We start from the raw sequence: 18,950 nt of genomic DNA on the forward strand, positions 1-18,950 counted from the left end.
CAGACCGTCTGCGGACGACCCGCACCGCGCCATCAAGGGCACGGATGGCGGGGGTTGCGGGGGCCTGCGTACGAGGGCACACCTCGGCCTGCGTACGAGAGGGACCCTCGGCATTCCGATGCACCGTGCCGCCGAATCGTGGCGGCGCTCCGAAGGAGGATGCGGCTACCGTGAGCCCGTGCCGCACACCTCCGCGCTCCTCGTCATCGACATGCAGAACGACCCGATGGGCATCGCCCACCGGCCCGTCGAGACCATCGCCGTGATCGCCGGGCTGCGCGAGCGGGCCAAGGCCGCCGGCGTACCGGTCGTGACGGTCCAGGACCACGGATCCGGCATGGAAGCGGGCACCGAGGGCTGGCAGGTCGTCACCCAACTCGCGCCCACCGCGGGCGAGTCTGTCGTCCACAAGACCAGTCCCGACAGCTTTCTCGACACCGACCTCGACCGCACCTTGCGGGAGTTGGGGGTCACCGAGGTGGTCGTCACCGGGTTCGCGACGGAGATCTGCGTGGACACCACGGCGCGCCGGGCGCTGGGTCACGGATACGACCTGGTGCTGGTCGCCGACGGGCATACGACGTCCGTCCGGCCCGACGGCAGCCCGTACGCCTCGCCGGACGCGTCCATCGCTCACCACAATGAGATCTTCCGGCACCTCCGCTTCCCCGGTCGGCACGTCCGCGTGCTGCCCGCGTCCGGCGTGGAGTTCCGGGTCTGACCGCCGCGTCGCCGGGCTGTCACTCAGCGTGTCCGCCGCACGGGAACGGCGCTGTCCGGCGCACGGGGTCCTTCCGAAGGTGCAGATGCCGGGAGCGCGTCGGAGAATGGTGAGCAGTACGGCTTCGGACGCGTGGCCGGGGGTCGAGGCCGGACGGGACCGGCGTGCCGGGGGCCCTGGAGACGCCTGCGCGGTGCCCGGTCCTCGAGCGCGCGCCGCCGACACGGGACCGCCCGCGCCACTCCACCGCTCACCGCCGACCCCTCGCGAAGCACCCGTTGCCACCCGAACCAGCTGGACTACCCGGATTCCTGGAGGTCCTCCATGAACGCGTTGAGCCATCACCAAGCGGTCCGGCCCGCGAGCCCACTGGTGCGCGCCCGGGCCGCGCGGACCCGGCGGCTTCGCCACGCGGCGGTCTGGGCGGGCGTGTTCTTCGTCCTGACGGGGCTTCTCGCCTGGGGCGCGGCGGAGACGGACACGGGCGACACCCAGAACGTGATCGCCGTGATGGCGACGGCCTGCTTCGTCTTCTTCTGCATGGCGCTGGCGGAGGCCGTACGGCTGGCCCTCCGGGTCCGGCGCGAGGCGAACGCACCCCAACGCGAGGGGAACTCGCTCTCCTCGGCCTGAGATTCGCCCGCCCGCAAAACAAGAGGTCGGACGGCGCGGTGGCCGAGGAGGGACCCGGTGATGGACGGATCGGTGCCGTACGGCTGCGGGTTGGCGCGGCTGGCGGTGGTGCGGCACGGGGAGAGCACGGCGAACGAGGTGTTCGCGCGGGCTGTGGCGGCGGGTGACCCCGAGTTGGCGGTGGGGGAGGCGGTCGACGCGCGGGTCCCGTTGTCGGAGCGAGGGGTGCGGCAGGCGGAGGTGCTGGGGCAGTGGCTGGCCGGGCTGGGGGCGGGCGAGCGGCCGGAGTTGGTGGTGTGCTCGCCCTACCTGCGGGCACTGCGGACGTGGGAGGTGATGGCGGCGGTCGCGGGGGAGGCGGGGGTGCCGTACGGGTCCGCGCTGGTGGACGAGCGGTTGCGGGACCGGGAGATGGGCGTGCTGGAGCTGATGACGCCGCCGGCGATCCGTGCGCACGCGCCCGCGGAGGCGGACCGGCGGGAGCGGGTGGGCGAGTGGTTCTACCGGCCGCCGGGCGGCGAGTCGTTGGCGGACGTGGTGCTGCGGGTCAGGGGCCTGCTGACGGAGTTGGGTACGGGGGCGGCGGGCCGGCGGGTGCTGTTCGTGGCGCACGACGCGGTGGTACCGGCGGTCGAGGCGGTGCTCGCGGGCATCGGCGGGAGGCGGCCCGGGACGATCCCGGCGCAGGTGCCGAACGGTTCGGTGAGCTGGTGGGAGCATGACGGGGTGGGGCTGCGGCCGGTGGCGATCGGGGCGACGGCCCCTCTCGGGCCGGGGTGGTGATCCGTCTGCACCGCACGCGCCAAGTGCCCCCAAAAAGGACGGTCGATGGGTTTATCGACAGATCGTCACGCGTGCGAGGGAAACGGATCATGGTGGTGCATCACGGACGGTCGGGTGGGCAAATCTGCTGATGGCGACGCCGAACGAACCGGCGGAGCGGTCGGCCGGCCGCTTCCCGAACGTCAGAGAGTATGTCCCCTTGGAGGGAACACCATGGCAAGCATCCGTACCGTCCGTGTCCTGGCCGCCGTCGCGGCACTGCCCCTTGCGGGAGTGCTGTTCGCCGGCACCGCCGCGGCCGACAACGGTTCCATTGCGGGTGGCAACTCGAACGCGACGGTGGTGAGCAACTCCGGTGGCAACGTGATCGGCGGCAACTCCGGCAACGTGACGACGACCCAGCAGGCCGCCACCGGTGCCGGCGCCTCGAACCAGAACAACACGGCCAGCGTGGCGAACTCGGCCTTCACCAACATCGAGCAGAACACGGTGGCCGTGCACTTCTCGCCGCTGTGGTGAGCCGTGGGCCGTGCGCGCCCGCCGCGCCGGTCCGCTGACGAGGGGCCTGGTCACATGGACGCGCGGCGGCACGCGAGTGCCGCCGCGCGCTCCTGGCCCCCGGGGGAGGTCGAGGAAGGCGAAGGGGGTCGGTGGACGGGCGGGGGAGGACGGCCGGCGCGGCGACGTCACGCGGGGGGGAGGGAGCGCGGCGGTCGGGCGGACGCGGTGGCGGATCGCGAGAGGAGAGCGGGGCGGTGGGCGGCGTGCCGGGCGATGAGAGGGGGATTGCCCTGACGCTGCCAGGGTGCTTCGGGGGAGGAGCGGGGAGCTGGCCGCGCCGAATTGTCCACAGCCTGTGGAAAACTTTCGGCACCGCGATCCCCGCCGATGCCGACCCTCCTTCCGCCCCGCCCTGCGCCGTACTCCGCTGCGCCCTGCCCCCGTGCGCCGTACCCCCTTGCGCCGTGCCTGTTCCCGGCGCCGCATCCGCCCGCCGGGCGCGCTCGCGGGTCGCGCAGATGGGTGCGTGGGGGTGCTGCACCCGCGTGTCGTCACGGTGTGGCGCCGTGATCATCGTTGACTCGCCAAATGAACCAAAGAAGTGCTTTTATCCGCTATTTCCTCGCGGGCGCTCTCGCGCTGGCCGGGATGCTGCTCCAGGTGGTACCCGCGAACGCCGCCGCCCTCGACGCCCGTCGCAACTTCAGCGGCCAGGGCTTCGACACCTGCCAGGCCCCTGACCTGGCCACCATGGACGCGTGGATCGCGCACTCCGACTACCGCGCGGCGGGGATCTACTTCGGCGGCCGGGCCCGGGCCTGCAAGTCGCAGACCTACCTGACCACGGACTGGGTGCGGCAGACCACCCGGGCCGGCTGGCGGCTGCTGCCGATCTACGTCGGTTCGCAGAGCCCCTGCGTGTCGGGCTCGAACAAGAACCCGTACCGGATCGACACCAAGCAGCCCACCACCCAGGGCGCGAGCGAGGGTGCCGACGCGGTGCAGCGGGCGCAGGACCTCGGCCTCGACCCGGGCAGCGCGCTCTACCTGGACATGGAGGCGTACGACATCGGGAACGCGTCGTGCGCGACCGCGACCCTGAAGTACATCCAGGCCTGGGACCGGGCGGTGGCCGCGGCAGGGTACGTCTCCGGGTTCTACAGCAGCGCCGACTCGGGCATCAGGCACATGGCGAAGGCCCGGCTGGCCGGCTCGCCCGACCTGCCCAAGGTGCTGTGGTACGCCCGCTGGGGCGTGACCCCGACGCTGACCGACGAGCCGTCGCTCGGGTCCGGCGCGTGGACCCCGCACGCGCGCATCCACCAATACCACGGCTCCGTCACCGAGTCGCACGGCGGAAAGAAGCTGACCGTCGACCGCGACCTGATCGACGCCCCGGTCGCCGTCGTCGGCTGAAAACCGGCCGCCGGCGGGGCGCTGCCCCCCGCGACCCCTACTCCCCCGGGGCAATCCCCTGCGGGACGGCCACCTCCGGCTCCACCCCCGGGGGGTGGGGACAGCCCCCGGCCTACGACCTGAGGGTGATCCCGTTTCGGCACCTGCGGCCGATCCGCCGACCGGGCCCGGGCTCCTAGTTTGGAGTCATGACCACGCCAGTGTGCACCAGCGCCAACGCGACGCAGTTCACGGCCTACGTCCGGAGCAAGGGTCCGACGCTGCTGCGCACCGCGCGCTCCCTGACCCCCAACCCGGCCGACGCGGAAGACCTGCTGCAGACCGCCCTGACCAAGACCTACCTGGCCTGGGACCGGATCGACGACCACCGCGCGGTCGACGGCTACGTCCGCCGCACCTTGGTCAACACCCGTACCTCGCAGTGGCGCAAGCGCCGGGTCGACGAGTTCAGTACGGACGAGCTGCCGGAGGCGCCCGTCATCGGCCCCGACCCCGTCGAACAGCAGGCCCAGCGCGACGCGCTGCTGCGCGCGATAGCCCGGCTGCCGCCGCGGCAGCGCGCCATGGTGGTGCTGCGCTACTACGAGGACATGAGCGAGGTGCAGACCGCGGAGGCGCTCGGCGTCTCGGTCGGCACCGTCAAGAGCGCGGTGTCGCGGGCGCTCGGCAAGCTCCGTGACGACCCCGAGCTGGAACTCAGCGTCGCCTGACCGTTCTCGGCGGGGTCCCGACCGTTCTCGGCGCCGGTGCATCTCGCGGGATCGCCCGCGGGGTAGTGACATACCCCGCGGTATGGAAGCAGAATCACGGGCAAAACCCTCGTCGTCGCCCGGGAGGCCCGCGTGCTCAGCACCATGCAGGATGTTCCGCTGACCGTCACCCGCATCCTCGCGCACGGCGTGCTGGTGCACGGCCGGTCCACCATCACCACCTGGACCGGCGGGGAGGAGCCGCAGCGGCGCACCTTCCGGGAGACCGGCCTGCGCGCCGTCCAACTCGCCCACGCCCTGCGCGACGAGCTCGGCGTCGACCGCGGCGACCGGATCGCGACCCTCATGTGGAACAACGCGGAGCACATGGAGGCCTATCTCGCGATCCCGTCGATGGGATCGGTGCTGCACACCCTCAACCTGCGGCTGCCCGCCGACCAGCTCAGCTGGATCGTCAACCACGCCGCCGACCGCGTCATCCTCGTCAACGGCACCCTGCTGCCGCTGCTCGCCCCGCTGCTGCCGGGCCTCGACTCCGTCGAGCACGTGGTCGTCGTCGGCCCGGGCGACCTGTCGCTGCTGGAGGGCGCCCGCCCCGCGGTGCACCGCTACGAGGAGTTGATCGCGGACCGCCCGCAGCGCTTCGACTGGCCCGAGCTGGACGAGCGCGAGGCCGCCGCCATGTGCTACACCTCCGGGACCACCGGGGACCCCAAGGGCGTGGTGTTCTCGCACCGTTCGGTGTATCTGCACTCCATGCAGGTGCTGTCCGCCGAGTCGATGGGTCTGACCAGCCACGACACTTCACTGCCGGTCGTCCCGATGTTCCACGTCAACGCGTGGGGCCTGCCGCACGCGGCGTTCATGTCCGGGATCAACCTGCTGATGCCCGACCGGTTCCTCCAGCCCGGGCCGCTCGCCGAGATGATCGAGAGCGAGCGGCCCACCCACGCGGCCGCCGTTCCGACCATCTGGCAGGGCCTGCTGGGTGAGTTGACCGCCAAGCCGCGCGACGTGAGCTCGCTCAAGCAGGTCACCATCGGCGGTTCGGCCTGCCCGCCGGCGCTGATGAAGGCGTTCGACGAGCAGTTGGGGGTGCGGCTGTGCCACGCGTGGGGCATGACCGAGACGTCCCCGCTCGGCACCATCGCGCACCCGCCGGGCGGGGTCACGCCCGAGGAGGAGTGGGGGTACCGCCTCACGCAGGGCCGCTTCCCCGCCTCGGTCGAGGCGCGGCTCGTCGGCCCGGACGGCACGGTGATGCCCTGGGACGGCGCGTCCGCAGGCGAGTTGGAGGTGCGCGGCCCCTGGATCGCCGCCGCGTACTACGGCGGGGCGGGTGAGGAACCGCTGCGCCCGGACGACAAGTTCAGCCCCGACGGCTGGCTGCGCACCGGCGACGTCGGGGTGATCTCCGACGACGGCTACCTCACCCTCACCGACCGGGCCAAGGACGTCATCAAGTCGGGCGGCGAGTGGATCTCCTCGGTCGACCTGGAGAACCACCTCATGGCCCACCCCGACATCGCCGAGGCGGCGGTCGTCGCCGTCCCCGACGACCGCTGGGGCGAACGCCCGCTCGCCACCGTCGTCCTGCGCGAGGGCGCCACCGCCGACTACGCCGAGCTGCGCGCGTTCCTCGCCGCCCGGATCGCCCGCTGGCAGGTGCCGGAGCGGTGGGCGGTGGTGCCGGCCGTGCCGAAGACCAGCGTCGGCAAGTTCGACAAGAAGGTCATCCGGAAGTCCTACGCGGACGGTGAGTTGGACGTCACCAGCCTCTAGCCCGGCGCCGCGGCGCCCTCCACCGGCAGGGCGCCCTCACCCGGCAGCGCGCCCTCGGCAACCCGCACTCTCGGCGCACCGCCCGCACCAGTGGCGGCCCCGCGCCCGCCCGCCTACCCCCCGATCCTCGGGAACAGCGGGCGGGCCGGGGGCAGCACCCCGTCGACCGGCGTGACCTGGGCGGCGATGCGGGCCGCCGCCCCCGGCAGGAACGGCTCGGCCGCCTCCGCCAGCGCCACGCAGCCGCGGTGCAGCGCGGCCAGCACGGCGTCCAGCCGTACGCCCGCCGCCGCGTCACCGCCGCGTTCCGCCGTGGCCGACTCCCAGGGACGGGTCGCCTCCACCGCGCGGTTCGCCTCCTCCACGATCGACCAGACCGCCGCGGAGGCCCGCCGGAAGTCGAACGCCTCCAGCGCCGCGTCGATCCGCCCGGGCGCCGCCTCGACCGCCTCGGCCAGCGCCTCCGTGCCCGCGGGCGGTTCGGCGGCGAGTTCCGGGACCCGGCCGTCCCGGTAGGAGTGCACCATGGTGACGATCCGGTTCACCACGTTGCCCAGGCCGCCCGCGAGGTCGCTGTCCGCCCGCTCCACCAGCCGGGTCCGGGTGTAGTCCGCGTCCCCGATCCGGGGCACGTCGCGCAGCAGCCACCACCGCACCGCGTCGGTGCCGACCTCCGCGGCCAGCTCCGCCGGATCCACCGCGGTGCCCTCGGACTTGCTGATCTTCCGCCCGTCGACGGTCAGGTAGTCGTGCACCAGGATGTCCGTGGGCAGTGCCAGCCCCGCCGACAGCAGCATCGCGGGCCAGTACACGGCGTGGAAGCGCAGCACGCCCTTGCCCGCGAGGTGCACCCGCCGGCGTGCGTCGCGATCGGCGCTCCCGGCCGCCCCCTCGGCGGTGTCTTCCGCGCCCTCGCCCCACCACGTGTCGAAGTCCGCGGCGCCGGTGCCGTACCCGAGGCTGGTGACGTAGTTGCCGAGCGCGTCCCACCAGACGTAGACCACCTGGTCGGGGTCGCCGGGCACCGGAATGCCCCAGCCCCGGGCGCGGCGCTGCGAGCGGGAGACGGAGAAGTCGCGCAGCCCGGAGTCGATCAGGGCCAGCACCTCGTTGCGGCGCGCGGCCGGCTCGATCCGCAGGGTGCCGTCGGTGATCAGCGCGCGCAACCGGTCGCCGTAGCGGGACAGCCGGAAGAACCAGTTCTCCTCGGAGACGAGTTGCGGCCGGGTGAGGTGCTCCGGACACAGGCCGTCCTCGGTGAGCTCGTCCGGCGTGTAGAACTGCTCGCTGCCGACGCAGTACAGCCCCTCGTAGTGCGTACGGTACAGGTCGCCGGACGCGGCCACCCGCTCCCACAGCCGCTCGACGCCCACCCGGTGCCGGGGGTCGCTGCTGGTGCGGATGAAGTCGTCGAAGGACAGCGCCAGCGGCCCGCGCAGCCCGGCGAAGGCGGCCGCGTTGCGGTCCACCAGGTCCTGCACCGGGACGCCCTCGGCCTCCGCGGCGAGCACGTTCTTCAGCGAGTTGTCGTCGGTGCCGGTCAGGAAGCGGACCTCCCGGCCGGCCTGCCGGGCACGTCTGGCCAGCACGTCGGCCTGCACCAGCTCCAAAGCGAAGCCGAGGTGGGGACGGGCGTTGACGTAAGGGATCGTGGTCGTGACGTAGAAACGCGACATCGGAACCTCCTGCGATCGGAGAGGCGGGGCTCCGGCCCGCGACGCGGAAGAGGCCCCGACTCGGGGCCTCGGATGCGTCGCACGTTCGCGCGTCAGCGGCCCCTGCGGGGCATCATCGCGACGGTGAACGGCGTCATGATCCGACCGTAGCAAACACCCCGGGGCCGGCCCAACGGATTACCCCCGCCGGGTATTCCGCCCGCCGACGAGGCGCTCCATCCGGCCGGCACCGGCTACGCGCCGATCTTGCCCAGCAGGTCCACGATCCTGGACTGCACGTCCGTGCTCGTCGACCGCTCGGCGAGGAACAGCACGGTCTCGCCCGACGCCAGCCGCGGCAGTTCCGCCGGGTCGATGTCCGCGGAGGTGTAGACGACCAGCGGGGTGCTGTTGAGCCGCGAGTGGCCGCGCAGCCAGTCGACGATGCCCTGGCGGCGCCGCCGGATGAGCATGAGGTCCATCACCACCAGGTTCGGGTGGATCTGGGCGGCCTTGGTCATCGCGTCGGCCTCGGAGTCGGCGTGCGTGACCTGCATGCCGCGCCGCTCCAGGGTGGCCGCGAACGCCATCGCGATCGGGTCGTGGCCCTCCACCAGCAGCACCCGCGGCGGGTGCTGCTCGCTGTCGCGCGGCGCGAGCGCCTTGAGCAGCACCGCCGGGTCGGCGCCGTACGCCGCCTCGCGGGTGGCCTGGCCCAGGCCCGCGGTGACCAGGACCGGTACCTCGGCCGCGGCGGCCGCCTGCCGCAGCGCCTGCAGCGCGGTCCGCGTGATCGGCCCGGTCAGCGGGTCCACGAACAGCGCCGCGGGCGGCTCGGCGACCTGCGCGTCGACCTCCTCGCGCGAGCGCACGATCACCGGGCGGTAGCCGCGGTCGGTGAGTGCCTGCCGGGTCGAGACATCGGGCTCGGGCCACACCAGCAGGCGGCGCGGCTCCTCCAGCGGCTCCTCGTGCCGGTCGTCGGCGCCCTCGGGCCCGGTCACGTCGGTGACGTCCACCGCGCCGTTCGGGCCGTCCAGCGGTTCCGGGCCCTCGGCGGCGCCGGCGGCCGGCGCCCCGATCGCGTACGACCGCCCGGGCGGCTGCTGGCGCGGGTCCTCCAGCGGCGGCACCGGCCGCAGCAGCGCGGTCTCGCGGTCCCCGCCGGACGGCCGGTGGCCGCGCGGGTCCGGCTTGCGCACCGGGAGCTGGCCGCTGTCGGGGTCGGCCTGCGGGTGCTGCCGTGCCTGGTGTTCCCCGCCCGGGCCCGGCTGCTGGTTCGGCACCAACGGCTGCGGGCCCTGGGGGTTCTCCGGGTTCTGCTGCGGGGGTGCCGCGAGCCTGCGCCGGCGCCCGGAGCCGCCCGCCGCGACCTGCGCGGGCAGCCCCTGCGGGTTCTGCGCCTGTACGGCCTGGGTCGGGGTCTGCTCGCGCGGGTCGGCCCCGAACGGCATGCCCTGCCCGAGGGTGCGCACGCTTATGGCCCGGCCGTGCGCCTGCTGCGCGGGGTCCTGGTGCGGGCCGCCCCGGGTCGCGGGCAGGTGGTGGGGGCCCTGCGGCTCCTGGTGCGGGGCGCCCTGCGCGCCGGCCGCCGGCCAGGGCGTCGCCGCGGGCCCGGGCTGGTCCGTCGCCGAGGGCATCGGTCGCCCGGGGTCGGGCCAGGACCGGGGGGACGGCTGCTGCGGGGGTGCTGCGGGCGCGCCGGGCTCGGGGGCCGGTTCGCCGTGGGACTCCGCCCGGGCGCCGGGGTCGGCGTGCGGGGGGTCGGGTACGGGCTGCGGCCACCCTTCGGCTCCGGCGCGCGGCTGACCCGCGTCCGGCGGGTCCTCCCGGTAGGGCATGCCGGGCACGGGCGGCGGCGGTGCGGCCTCCAGGGCGCGGCGGCCCCGCCGGCCGGTGCCGGGGGCCGGGTCCTGGCCGCCCTGCGGGTTCGCGGCGGCCGGTCCTCCGTTGCCGGCGCCGTTGGCCGGGGGAAGCGCGTTCGGGATGCGGGGCGCGGGAAGCTGCCGCAGCTCGCCGCCACTCTCCGGGCCCTGCTCCTCCACCGCCGGGCGTCCCCTGCGGGCCCGGCGCCCGGTCGGCGGCACGTCCTGAGCCGGTGCGCCCTGCGCGGGCGCGCCGTGCTCGGCTCCGCCCGGCACGTTCGACGGCTGCGGCGGGGACGGCAGCTGCGCGTGCGGCTCCATCCGCGGCTGCGACGGCGGCTGTTCCTGCCGCTGGGGCGGCTCGGGACGCCCGATGGGCCGGCGCAGCGCGCGCCGCCGCCCGGTCGGCGCCTCGCTCTGGTCCGCGGCCGGCGGGATCGCCCACGGCGCCACGACCGTACCGGTGTCGTCGATGTGCCGGCGCTGCCTCGACGGGCCCGGCTCGGCCGATCCGCCCTGGTCGTCCTGGTGTTGGCCGTCGTCCGCCGGGCCCCGACCGTCCGCGCCCGGGTAGCCCTCGGCGGACGGTCCGCCCCGCGCCGGTTCGGCGGCGCCGCCGCGTGCCGCGTGCGAACGGCGCCCGCCGCGCCCGCCGGAGGCCGGGGTGCCCGTCGCGCCGGCGTCCGTCCCGCTCGCTGCCGCGTCGCCGTTCCCGCCGGAGTGGGCGCCGCCGCGCGCAGCCGCACCGGGCCCGGCGTGCCCGCCCTGCCCGGCGGGTGCGCCGTCGTCGCCGCCGTCCGCGTCCGCGTCCCCGTCCACCGCCCGTACCCGCCTCGAACCCTCCGGGCCCAGGCCGAGCGGCACTTCAAGGACGTACGCGCTGCCCTGGCCGGGCACTTCGTGGGTCTGGAGCACGCCGCCGTGCCGCTCGATGACGCCCCGGGCGAGCGGCACGTGCACCGGGTCGCCGCCCGCGCTCGGGCCGCGCACGTCGATGCGGACGGCGTCGCCGCGCTGGGCCACCGCGACCACGATGGTGGAGTCCCCGCTGAAGGCGATCGTGTTGCCCGCGGCGTCCACCCCCGCCACGTCGGCGACGAGGTGGGCGAGCGCGTGCGCCATCCGCGCGCCGTCCACCGACGCCTCGATCGGCGCGGCGTGCACCGCGAACTGGGCCCGGCCCGGCCCGATCAGCTCGACCGCGCCCTCGACCGCGGCGGCCACCACCTCGTCCAGGCCGATCAGCGAACGGTGCAGCTTGTCGTCGCCCCGGTCCAGCCGCTGGAAGTCCAGCACGTTGTCGATCAGGGTGGTGATCCGGGCGTACCCGGCGGCGAGGTGGTGCAGGATCTGGTTCGCCTCGGGCCAGAGCTGCCCGGCCGGATCGCCGGCCAGCCCGTCGAGTTCGGTGCGCAGTTCGGCCAGCGGCGCGCGCAGCGAGGTGTCCAGCAGCGCCCGCAGCTGCCCGGTGCGGGCGGCCAAGGCGTCGTACTGGCTCCGGTCGGTGAAGGTCATCACCGCGCCGACCAGCTGGTCGCCGTCGCGGACCGGCGCCGTGGTCAGGTCGACCGGCACCGCCTTGCCGTCCTTGCGCCACAGCACCTGCCCGCGCACCCGGTGCTTGCGGCCCGAGCGCAGGGTGTCGGCGAGCGGGGTCTCCTCGTACGGCAGCGGGGAGCCGTCGTGGCGGGAATGGTGCACCAGCGGGTGCAGCTCCTTGCCGCCGAGGTCGGTCGCCCGGTAGCCGAGGATCTGCGCGGCCGACGGGTTGACCAGCACGATCTTGCCCGCGGTGTCCACGCCGACCACGCCTTCGGCCGCCGCCCGCAGGATCATCTCGGTCTGCCGTTGCTGGCGGGCGAGTTCGGCCTCGGTGTCCACGGTGCCGGACAGGTCGCGCACCACCAGCATCAGCAACTCGTCGCCGGTGTAGTGCGGCGTGCCGTCGCCGAAGTCCGCGTACGCGGTGCGGCTGTCGTCGAGGTTCGCGGAGGTCACCTGGGCGGGGAACTCCGCGCCGTCGGTGCGCCGCGCCTGCATCCGGGTCGGCTTGGTCCGCGTGTCGTCGGCCGCCGCCTCCTTCGGGCTGCGCATCGAGCCCGGGATCCGCTTCGGGTCGAAGGTCGGCAGCAGGTCCAGCAGCCCGCGCCCGACCAGCGCGGTGCCCGGCGCCTCGAAGGTCTCCAGCGCTATGGCGTTGGCGTTGACCACCGTGCCGTTGGCGTTGACCAGCAGCAACGCGTCCGGGAGAGCGTCGAGTATCGAGGCGAGGCGAGCAGCGCCTCTGGATGGCCTGCTGCTCACGAGACGCGTCCTCCCTGTTACCGCATATGCCTTACGCGTGGCGCAGCGCCCGGTGCGGTGCGCAGTTCCGGAAGCCGGTCCGGACGAACTCGGCTGAGTCGTACGGCGGTACCGGCTGTCGTCACGGGCGGCCCATCTTGCCGCCGCCCCCGGGCCATGTCACTAGACCGAGTGTACGGGTCGGGGTTGCTCCTGGGGTGGTGGACGCTCATGTGCCGTCACGCGGTGGGGGGTTGGGGGTTGTGCGGTGAAGGTGTGGTGTGCGTCACGGGAGGAGGGCCGTGACTTTTCGGGCGCCGGACCGTTGTGCGGGTACTTGTGCGGGACGTGTGTCCTGCTTGTGGGGATGCGCGCGTCGGGCCCGGTCCGGGGTCCCGTGCCGGGTCGGTGCGTCAGCCGCGAACGGGGGCCGTTCGCGAGGCGTCGGCCACCGGGTTGGGCAGCGCCGGGACCATGCGGTTCCAGCGGGTCACCTCACAGCCGTTCGTCCTGCGGTACGACTCCTGCACGGTGCGGCCCTGCCAGGTTCCGGTCACCCGGGCCGTCTGCGGGCCGCCGTAGATCATCGAGCACGCCTGACCCGCGGGTACGGCGGGGGCCGGGCCCCCGATCGTGTCCAGCTGCGCGCAGGCGTCCGCCGTGGCCGCACGGCCCGCGCCGCGCCTCGTGGCCGCGCCGCAGCTGAGCCGGTAGCTGCGGGTGTGGCCGGCGCCGTCGTCGTAGGCCACGTCCAGCAGGCCGCCGACCCGCTGGGACCCCCGCGCGGCCGGGGCCGTCCGGTACGGGGCGCCGTTCGGCGAGGAGGCCGTGGCGGTGTGCGTGGCGGTGCCCATGGCGGTGTGCGTCTGCGCGGACGCGTGTGTCGCCGAGCCGTACGCCGCGTCGATCGCCGATCCGTTCGCCGCGTCCTGCGCCGCGCCGTAGGCGACCCCGGTGATTACCGCCGTGCCGATCAGGGCGACGGCGCCGCCGCGGGCGAGGCGGAGCAGGGCGAGCTGGGAAGTGTGCATGCCCTTCTCCTACCGCCCACCCGCCCCTTCCCCTGGGCTACCACTCCTTCGTGGGCGCGTCCGCCGCCACCGCCACCGGGGCAACCCCTTTGCCCTGCCCAGCCCCCGCCTTGTACCGTATTCTCGGATTGGCCGCAGCCCTCCAGGCTGTGCCATCATTCCCCCACGCGCCCGCTCACCCGGGCACGTAGCCAGGAGGCGTCGCCTAGTCCGGTCTATGGCGCCGCACTGCTAATGCGGTTTGGGCTTTACCGTCCATCGAGGGTTCAAATCCCTCCGCCTCCGCCATCTCACCCGGAGCCCCGCCGTCCCGCCACGGCCGGGGCTCCACCCGTTTCCGGCCCCGGGTCCCGCACCCCTCCGCCACCCCGTTCTCCCAGCTCAGCAGCCCTCCCCCTTATCGATTTCGCCTCCCGCTCCCCCTCATGTAATGTTGTTCCCGCGACGCCGACCGGCCCACCAGAGCCGCGAAGCCACCCGCACTCGTAGCTCAACGGATAGAGCATCTGACTACGGATCAGAAGGTTGCAGGTTCGAATCCTGCCGAGTGCACACAGCTCAAAGGCCCCCTGGACATCGTCCAGGGGGCCTTTGACATCACCGGCTGACATCAACGCGGTCCGAGAGCTCCGTCAGGCGGCGGCTTCGGGGCCTGCCTCGTCCGTCTCGGCTTCCTCCGGATCGTCCTCTCCGAGCGCGTCGTCCATGCGGTCGGCTGCGGCCCGCGGGGTCGTGTGCATCACGTGCGCGTAGGTGTCCAGGGTCATGGTGATGGTGCTGTGTCCCAGCGTCTCCATGATGGTCCGGGCGTCGACCCCCTGCGCGAGCAGCAGCGAGGCGCAGGTGTGCCGGAGGTCGTGCACGCGGACCCGGCGGATCTTGGCGTCCCGGCACAGCACGGTCAGCATCCGGTTCAGGCTGCGCGGGTCGGTCGCCCTGCCGGTGGCGGTGGTGAACACCAGGCCGCTCGGCTGACTCGGGACCGGCTTCCACTTCTCGCCGGCCACCTTCCGTTCCCGCTCCTGCACCTCGCGGTGCTCGTTGAGGGCCCGCACGCACCGCTTGGGGAGGGAGATGGTGCGGAGCGAACGCGCGGTCTTCGGGGTGCCGAAGATCAGCTCTCGCCTGATGCGCTGGAGATTGCGTCGCACCCTGAGTTGGCCGTTCGTGAGGTCGATGTCCGACCACGTGAGGCCCAGGACTTCCCCCCTCCGCAACCCCGTCGAGACCAGCAGCAGCCACAGGGCGTAGAGACGGTGAGGGCGGGCGGTCTTGAGCAGCATTCGGGCTTCCGCAGCGTCCAACGGGCGGACCTCCTGGCGTTCGACGGTGGGGGTTTCCACGATGCGCGCGACGTTGCGCACGATCAGCTCTTCCCGGACCGCCTGTTGCAGCGCGGACCGCAGCACAGCGTGCGCGTACTGGACGGTCCGGGCGGACGGTCGGCGCTCGCAGCACCGGCCGACCGCGCAGCAGTTCCGTTCCTCCTGCGGGCGCGCCTTATCCACCCCGCGCAGGCAGCACAGGCAGCCGTTCTTGAACTGCGCGAGGAACAGCCGGATGTCGGCTGGCGAGAGGCGGTTGAGCTTCTTCTTGGCGAGCGCTGGCCGGATGTAGAGGCGGGTCAGTCCCTCGTAGCTGTTGAGCGTCGCCGGCTTGAGCCGGGTGGGCGCGATGGTGGCCAGCCAGTAGGTCAGGTAGTCGCCGAACGCCATGGCGGAGGTCGCGGCGGGGATTCCCTGCCGAGTCTTCTCCTGGAGTTCCGTGAGCTTGCCGGCCACGTCTTCGCGGGTCCGTCCGTAGACGAACTTCCGTACCCGGGTCCTGTCCGGGCGGTACACGTATGCGGCGGCCTGGTAGCGACCGTCCGTCCGTTTGGTGATGGTGCCTTCACCGTTGGCGCGGCGCTTTGCCATGGTCAGTCCTCGTCTTCGGTGCGGGTGCGGATGTAGGCGGCGAGCGCGTCCACAGAGATGCGGCGGGCGCGGCCGATGGTGAAGCTCGGCAGGTCGCGGGAGCGGATGAGGTCGTAGACCTTGAAGCGGCTGATGCGGAGTGCGGTCATGACTTCGGGGACGGTCAGGGCTTGCGGTGGGGCGGTGGTCACCGTGTCCTCCTGGTCCGGACATGGGCCGTGCCCCGCAGCGGTGGTGCTGCGGGGCACGGTGAGGAAGTGACGGGGGGAGGGGCACCCCTCCCCCTGGAAGTCCGCTACATCCGCTACATCCGCTACATCGCAGGTCAGGGCGGTGATCGATGTAGCGGATTTCGAGGGTGTAGCGGACGCATCCGCTACACGGGGCGAGGCGTGTAGCGGATAGGTGGCCCCTGTAGCGGGGATGTAGCGGCTCAGCCGCCTGCTTCCGCTACACCGTTTTCGCTGCTCAGGGGCAGTTTCTCGGGGTGTGTAGCGGATGTAGCGGACTTTCCGGGGGGAGGGGGGCAGTAGCGGGCCCACGCGTCGGTGAGGTCGGCGGCGTAGTAGCCCTTGGCCACTCCCTCGCCGATGCGCATGTTGCGGGCCTTGATCGGCTGGTTGTCGGCGGTGACGTACTCGGCGAGGTACTTGGACAACTGCCGGGAGCCCAGGGGGTTGCCGTTTAGGTCGGCCCAGGGCGCTTCGTCCAGAGCGTTGAGCGCTGCGACGATCTGCGTGGAAGGCATGCGCTCGGCGCCGCAGAACACGTTGTCGCGCAGGTCGGTCAGGAGCCGGATTCCCAGCGACGCCTTGTCTCCGGCGGCTGCTGCGGTGACGAGTTCCACGCACGCTTCCCGGGCCCGGATCGGCCAGGCGCCGCCGGCAGCGTCGGCGACGGCGAGCAGGGGTTCCCACACGTCCGCCGGGCGGTCGTTGACGCCGTCCGGCATCGTGGGGAACGCGCCGTTGACGCGGTCCCGCACGCTGTCGGCCCATGCGGCGAGGCGGTCCCGCAGCGCGTGGCCTTCCGGTTCGTGGATGCGGGAGCGGAAGGATTCCACGTGCTCGTTCGGGGCCCTTCGGCGCATGCGGATGACGACCGAGCGGTGCAGGATTGTGTCCGGCAACCAGCCGAGTCCCGCGACGGCTACGGCGGCATAGACGGGGAAGGGCTGGACGGTCTGCTGATCGCCGACCGCAACGCACCGGTAGGACACCCCGATACGGCGGTGACCTGCGTTGATCAGGCCGCGCAGTTCCTCGTTGTCCCCCGCCTTGGGACCGAACACCGTGTCGATCTCGTCAAACAGGATCGTCGGGCGCCCGGAGTCCATCGACACCGCCCGGAACAGGGCGGCGGCGGACGCGTTCACGGCCGCCATGGGGTGGGGGACGAGGGTTCCGCAGATCTCCAGTCCGCGCGTCTTGCCCGATCCCGGTTCCGGGGACAGGAACGCCAGGCGCGGGGTGGAGTCGAAGCAGTCCAGCAGGTGCGCGTGCGCGTCCCACAACGCCACGGCGACGTAGGCGGCTTCGGTCGGGAAGGCGTTGAACCGGCGGTGGAACGCTTCGACCTGGTCCAGCAGGTCAGCGCCGTTGTCAATGCTCATGCGGCGTGCCTCCGTTCGGGAGCGTTGCGCAGCGGGCAGGCAGCGCGGTGTTCGGCGTGGTCGGCGACCAGGGCCAGCACGTCGGCACGGCCGTGTGCGGTGAGGTGGCGACCGCACGCGCAGTGCGAGGTGGCCGACACCCGGGCCCGCCAGTCCGGCGGGGCCACGATGTGGAGCCACCCGATCAACCGCTGTTGCGTGATGCGGCGCTGGTCAGGGAGAACAGCAGAAGGGACGCCTTCGGCGGCGACCTTCGGCGCCCTACGGCTGGTGGGAGGGGCGGCCGGTTCGGCGAGGCAGGGCCCGGTGGCGGGTGCGGTGAGGCTTTTCAGGCCGGGGCGGCCCTGGTCGGTCATGCCGCCTCCCGGGGGCGAGCCGTGCGGATCGACCAGTCCAGGGCGGATCGGATGGTGGCGCGGCACTCGGCAGCCGGGAGCCCCGCCGACTCGCCCCCCGCCTGAAAAGCCGCTTCCACGGAGGCGCGGTCGAGATCCCCCCACGCCACGAACCGGCCCACCGCCCGCACCGCGCGCAGCAGTTCAGCGTTCCGCCCGCCCTCACCCGTGCTGGCCACGGTGGACACCTCGCGGTCCAGCACGACATCGGCGAGGCGCCCCGCATGGCGGGTGGGGGTGGGCCGGATTGGTGCCGTGCGGGTCCTCTGAGGGGCTGTCAGGGCGGTTTGAAGCCATTCGGGTAGCTTTGTAACCGGGGAGTCGTCCAGGACCGCATACGGGCCCTGAGGCGTCGCGGAGCCGGGGGCGACGACTTGTCCGCCCCATGCGCGGGTGTCGACCTTCCTCGCGAGGGTGCTCGCGGTGTTGGTCAGCCGTGTGCCAGGCGGGGCAGTGAAGTACAGGTGCCGGCCGCCGCTGGGGGTCCGGATCGTGCGGGTGGTGGGCATCACCTGTCCGGCGCGCTCGCAGAGCGCCAGGAAGTTGGCCGCGCCGTCAGGCGTGCCCTTCTCGTCTGTCGGCTTGCACGTGTCCAGATCGACCACGAGCAGGCCGGCGGGCCCGGTGGCGATACCGACGTTGAACGGGCCCGCCGTCCAGCAGCGTTCGATGCGGGCGGGGTCGGTGGTGGCGCGCTGCTCGAACGTGCGGTGCCCATCCGTGCAGTCGCCGGTGCCGGGGCACCGGCGCTCGCCGTGCAGCGCGGGGACCTTCCCGCCGGGACGCAGCGGGATGACGGGCCAGCCGCGTTGGGCGGCGTCCTGGGCGGCTTTCAGCAGATGGTTCATGCCGCTGCCTCCATGGTGCATGCGAGGAAAGAGCGGCCGAGCCATTCGCCGAAGGCGGGCGGGACAGCTTCGGTCAGTTCCTCGCGCACGTCGGTCCACGTGATGCCCATCGCGGCCTGCAACTCCGACACGGTGGGCTTGCCACCGCCGTTGCCGTATGCGGCGACGTACGGGCCGTCGTGGAACTCGCCGTGCCGCCATCCCCGTACGCGACCACGGTGGGCCTTGTGTCGGGGCCGGTCGGCAGACCAGTGGCCCAGCTCGAAGTTGCGGTGCCGGATCACTCCGAGACCGAACATCTCGCCGCACAGGGTGATGTCCTTGCGGATCTCCGCGCGTCCGTTGGGCTGCTCGATCACGTAAGGCAGTCCCGTCCGTTCGAGCAAGGCTCGGGTCGGAGCCACCAGGTCGGTATGGGTGCCGCCCCATCCTCGGGAGCGATTGGTGCCCACGGTCAGGGCGCACTTGTCCTGGCACGGCGGGGAGGCGTGCACGAACGCGTACCGCCCGATCTCCCCGGTGTCGATGAGGCTGGCGAGGTGGTCCAGAGCGTCTGCGACGGTCAGGCGGAAGGGGTTGTTGGGTCGGTTCACGATGTCGACGCCGTGCACGTCGAACCCTGCACGGTGATAGCCGGTGCCGATCGCGCCGGCGCAGGCGAACAGGTCCAGCAGTAACGGCCGGTTCGGCCGTCGCCGGATCACGGTGGAATGGGTCATGCTGGTCGTTCTCCTGTCCCTACGGGGATGGATGGAGGACCGTGGCGGCGGATGTCCTTGGTCGGGAGCCGCCGCCACGG

16 protein-coding genes and 2 tRNA genes are annotated in these 18,950 nt (G+C 73.1%); 9 read left to right on the forward strand and 9 right to left on the reverse strand.

Annotation, left to right across the window (positions count from 1 at the left end; genetic code table 11):
* Positions 1-178: 178 nt before the first annotated feature.
* The 7 genes from C4U44_RS14030 to C4U44_RS14060 all read left to right on the forward strand — a co-directional run bounded on the left by C4U44_RS14030 (position 179) and on the right by C4U44_RS14060 (position 6,546).
* Complete coding sequence (locus C4U44_RS14030) at positions 179-721, forward strand: isochorismatase family protein (protein ID WP_235032065.1); 543 nt, start codon at positions 179-181, stop codon at positions 719-721.
* A 324-nt stretch (positions 722-1,045) separates the two neighbouring features.
* Complete coding sequence (locus C4U44_RS14035) at positions 1,046-1,354, forward strand: hypothetical protein (protein WP_103886091.1); 309 nt, start codon at positions 1,046-1,048, stop codon at positions 1,352-1,354.
* 60 nt (positions 1,355-1,414) lie between these two features.
* Positions 1,415-2,137, forward strand: coding sequence for a histidine phosphatase family protein (locus tag C4U44_RS14040; RefSeq protein WP_103886286.1), 723 nt, complete (start codon positions 1,415-1,417; stop codon positions 2,135-2,137).
* A gap of 213 nt (positions 2,138-2,350) precedes the next feature.
* On the forward strand, positions 2,351-2,656 hold the full coding sequence (locus C4U44_RS14045; RefSeq protein WP_103886092.1) for a hypothetical protein: 306 nt from the start codon (positions 2,351-2,353) through the stop codon (positions 2,654-2,656).
* A 570-nt stretch (positions 2,657-3,226) separates the two neighbouring features.
* A complete protein-coding gene (locus C4U44_RS14050) occupies positions 3,227-4,054 on the forward strand; it encodes a DUF1906 domain-containing protein (protein WP_103886093.1) in 828 nt (275 codons plus the stop codon).
* Positions 4,055-4,242: 188 nt separating this feature from the next.
* Entirely contained in the window at positions 4,243-4,764 is a 522-nt protein-coding gene (locus C4U44_RS14055) for a SigE family RNA polymerase sigma factor (protein ID WP_103886094.1), read from the forward strand.
* 132 nt (positions 4,765-4,896) lie between these two features.
* A complete protein-coding gene (locus C4U44_RS14060; RefSeq protein WP_103886095.1) occupies positions 4,897-6,546 on the forward strand; it encodes a long-chain fatty acid--CoA ligase in 1,650 nt (549 codons plus the stop codon).
* A 113-nt stretch (positions 6,547-6,659) separates the two neighbouring features.
* Here the strand turns inward: C4U44_RS14060 and metG are convergent, their stop codons facing one another.
* From metG to C4U44_RS41905, 3 genes are all read right to left on the reverse strand, one after another.
* The gene (metG, locus tag C4U44_RS14065; RefSeq protein WP_103886096.1) at positions 6,660-8,222 is read right to left on the reverse strand and encodes a methionine--tRNA ligase; all 1,563 of its coding nucleotides are present in this window, start codon (positions 8,220-8,222) and stop codon (positions 6,660-6,662) included.
* Positions 8,223-8,455: 233 nt separating this feature from the next.
* On the reverse strand, positions 8,456-12,370 hold the full coding sequence (locus C4U44_RS14070; protein ID WP_103886097.1) for a hybrid sensor histidine kinase/response regulator: 3,915 nt from the start codon (positions 12,368-12,370) through the stop codon (positions 8,456-8,458).
* 392 nt (positions 12,371-12,762) lie between these two features.
* Positions 12,763-13,380, reverse strand: a complete 618-nt coding sequence (locus tag C4U44_RS41905; RefSeq protein ID WP_200823242.1) for an SSI family serine proteinase inhibitor — start codon at positions 13,378-13,380, stop codon at positions 12,763-12,765.
* 194 nt (positions 13,381-13,574) lie between these two features.
* Between C4U44_RS41905 and C4U44_RS14080 the strand changes: the two genes are divergently transcribed.
* Together C4U44_RS14080 and C4U44_RS14085 are read left to right on the forward strand one after the other, a co-directional pair.
* Positions 13,575-13,668: transfer RNA gene (locus C4U44_RS14080), tRNA-Ser, on the forward strand.
* Between the two features lie 191 nt (positions 13,669-13,859).
* A tRNA-Arg gene (locus C4U44_RS14085) sits at positions 13,860-13,932 on the forward strand.
* 80 nt (positions 13,933-14,012) lie between these two features.
* On the opposite strand, the gene C4U44_RS14090 is transcribed toward C4U44_RS14085, so the two are convergent.
* The 6 genes from C4U44_RS14090 to C4U44_RS14115 all read right to left on the reverse strand — a co-directional run bounded on the left by C4U44_RS14090 (position 14,013) and on the right by C4U44_RS14115 (position 18,870).
* Positions 14,013-15,296 carry a tyrosine-type recombinase/integrase gene (locus C4U44_RS14090; protein ID WP_103886098.1) on the reverse strand — a complete coding sequence of 428 codons (1,284 nt, stop codon included), beginning with the start codon at positions 15,294-15,296 and terminating at the stop codon, positions 14,013-14,015.
* Between the two features lie 2 nt (positions 15,297-15,298).
* A complete protein-coding gene (locus C4U44_RS14095; protein WP_103886099.1) occupies positions 15,299-15,487 on the reverse strand; it encodes a helix-turn-helix domain-containing protein in 189 nt (62 codons plus the stop codon).
* Positions 15,488-15,729: 242 nt separating this feature from the next.
* Positions 15,730-16,908, reverse strand: a complete 1,179-nt coding sequence (locus C4U44_RS14100) for a DUF3631 domain-containing protein (RefSeq protein WP_103886100.1) — start codon at positions 16,906-16,908, stop codon at positions 15,730-15,732.
* Positions 16,905-17,264: a hypothetical protein gene (locus tag C4U44_RS42450; RefSeq protein WP_103886101.1), complete on the reverse strand. Its 360-nt coding sequence runs from the start codon at positions 17,262-17,264 to the stop codon at positions 16,905-16,907. The genes C4U44_RS14100 and C4U44_RS42450 overlap by 4 nt, the downstream gene beginning before the upstream one ends.
* Positions 17,261-18,151 carry a bifunctional DNA primase/polymerase gene (locus C4U44_RS14110; protein WP_103886102.1) on the reverse strand — a complete coding sequence of 297 codons (891 nt, stop codon included), beginning with the start codon at positions 18,149-18,151 and terminating at the stop codon, positions 17,261-17,263. Before C4U44_RS14110 ends, C4U44_RS42450 begins: the two co-directional genes overlap by 4 nt.
* On the reverse strand, positions 18,148-18,870 hold the full coding sequence (locus C4U44_RS14115) for a DNA cytosine methyltransferase (protein WP_103886103.1): 723 nt from the start codon (positions 18,868-18,870) through the stop codon (positions 18,148-18,150). Before C4U44_RS14115 ends, C4U44_RS14110 begins: the two co-directional genes overlap by 4 nt.
* Positions 18,871-18,950 lie beyond the last annotated feature (80 nt).

Source organism: Actinacidiphila yanglinensis (assembly GCF_900107965.1).
GTDB classification, from domain to species: Bacteria; Actinomycetota; Actinomycetes; order Streptomycetales; family Streptomycetaceae; genus Actinacidiphila; species Actinacidiphila yanglinensis.

Excerpts from the sequence above, each read along its gene's own strand:
- C4U44_RS41905 (WP_200823242.1), bottom strand. The coding sequence starts at position 13,380 with ATGCACACTTCCCAGCTCGCCCTGCTCCGCCTCGCCCGCGGCGGCGCC.
- C4U44_RS14100 (WP_103886100.1), bottom strand. The coding sequence starts at position 16,908 with ATGAGCATTGACAACGGCGCTGACCTGCTGGACCAGGTCGAAGCGTTC.
- C4U44_RS14050 (WP_103886093.1), top strand. The coding sequence starts at position 3,227 with ATGAACCAAAGAAGTGCTTTTATCCGCTATTTCCTCGCGGGCGCTCTC.
- C4U44_RS42450 (WP_103886101.1), bottom strand. The coding sequence starts at position 17,264 with ATGACCGACCAGGGCCGCCCCGGCCTGAAAAGCCTCACCGCACCCGCC.
- C4U44_RS14045 (WP_103886092.1), top strand. The coding sequence starts at position 2,351 with ATGGCAAGCATCCGTACCGTCCGTGTCCTGGCCGCCGTCGCGGCACTG.
- C4U44_RS14035 (WP_103886091.1), top strand. The coding sequence starts at position 1,046 with ATGAACGCGTTGAGCCATCACCAAGCGGTCCGGCCCGCGAGCCCACTG.
- metG (WP_103886096.1), bottom strand. The coding sequence starts at position 8,222 with ATGTCGCGTTTCTACGTCACGACCACGATCCCTTACGTCAACGCCCGT.
- C4U44_RS14090 (WP_103886098.1), bottom strand. The coding sequence starts at position 15,296 with ATGGCAAAGCGCCGCGCCAACGGTGAAGGCACCATCACCAAACGGACG.
- C4U44_RS14055 (WP_103886094.1), top strand. The coding sequence starts at position 4,243 with ATGACCACGCCAGTGTGCACCAGCGCCAACGCGACGCAGTTCACGGCC.
- C4U44_RS14040 (WP_103886286.1), top strand. The coding sequence starts at position 1,415 with ATGGACGGATCGGTGCCGTACGGCTGCGGGTTGGCGCGGCTGGCGGTG.
- C4U44_RS14115 (WP_103886103.1), bottom strand. The coding sequence starts at position 18,870 with ATGACCCATTCCACCGTGATCCGGCGACGGCCGAACCGGCCGTTACTG.
- C4U44_RS14110 (WP_103886102.1), bottom strand. The coding sequence starts at position 18,151 with ATGAACCATCTGCTGAAAGCCGCCCAGGACGCCGCCCAACGCGGCTGG.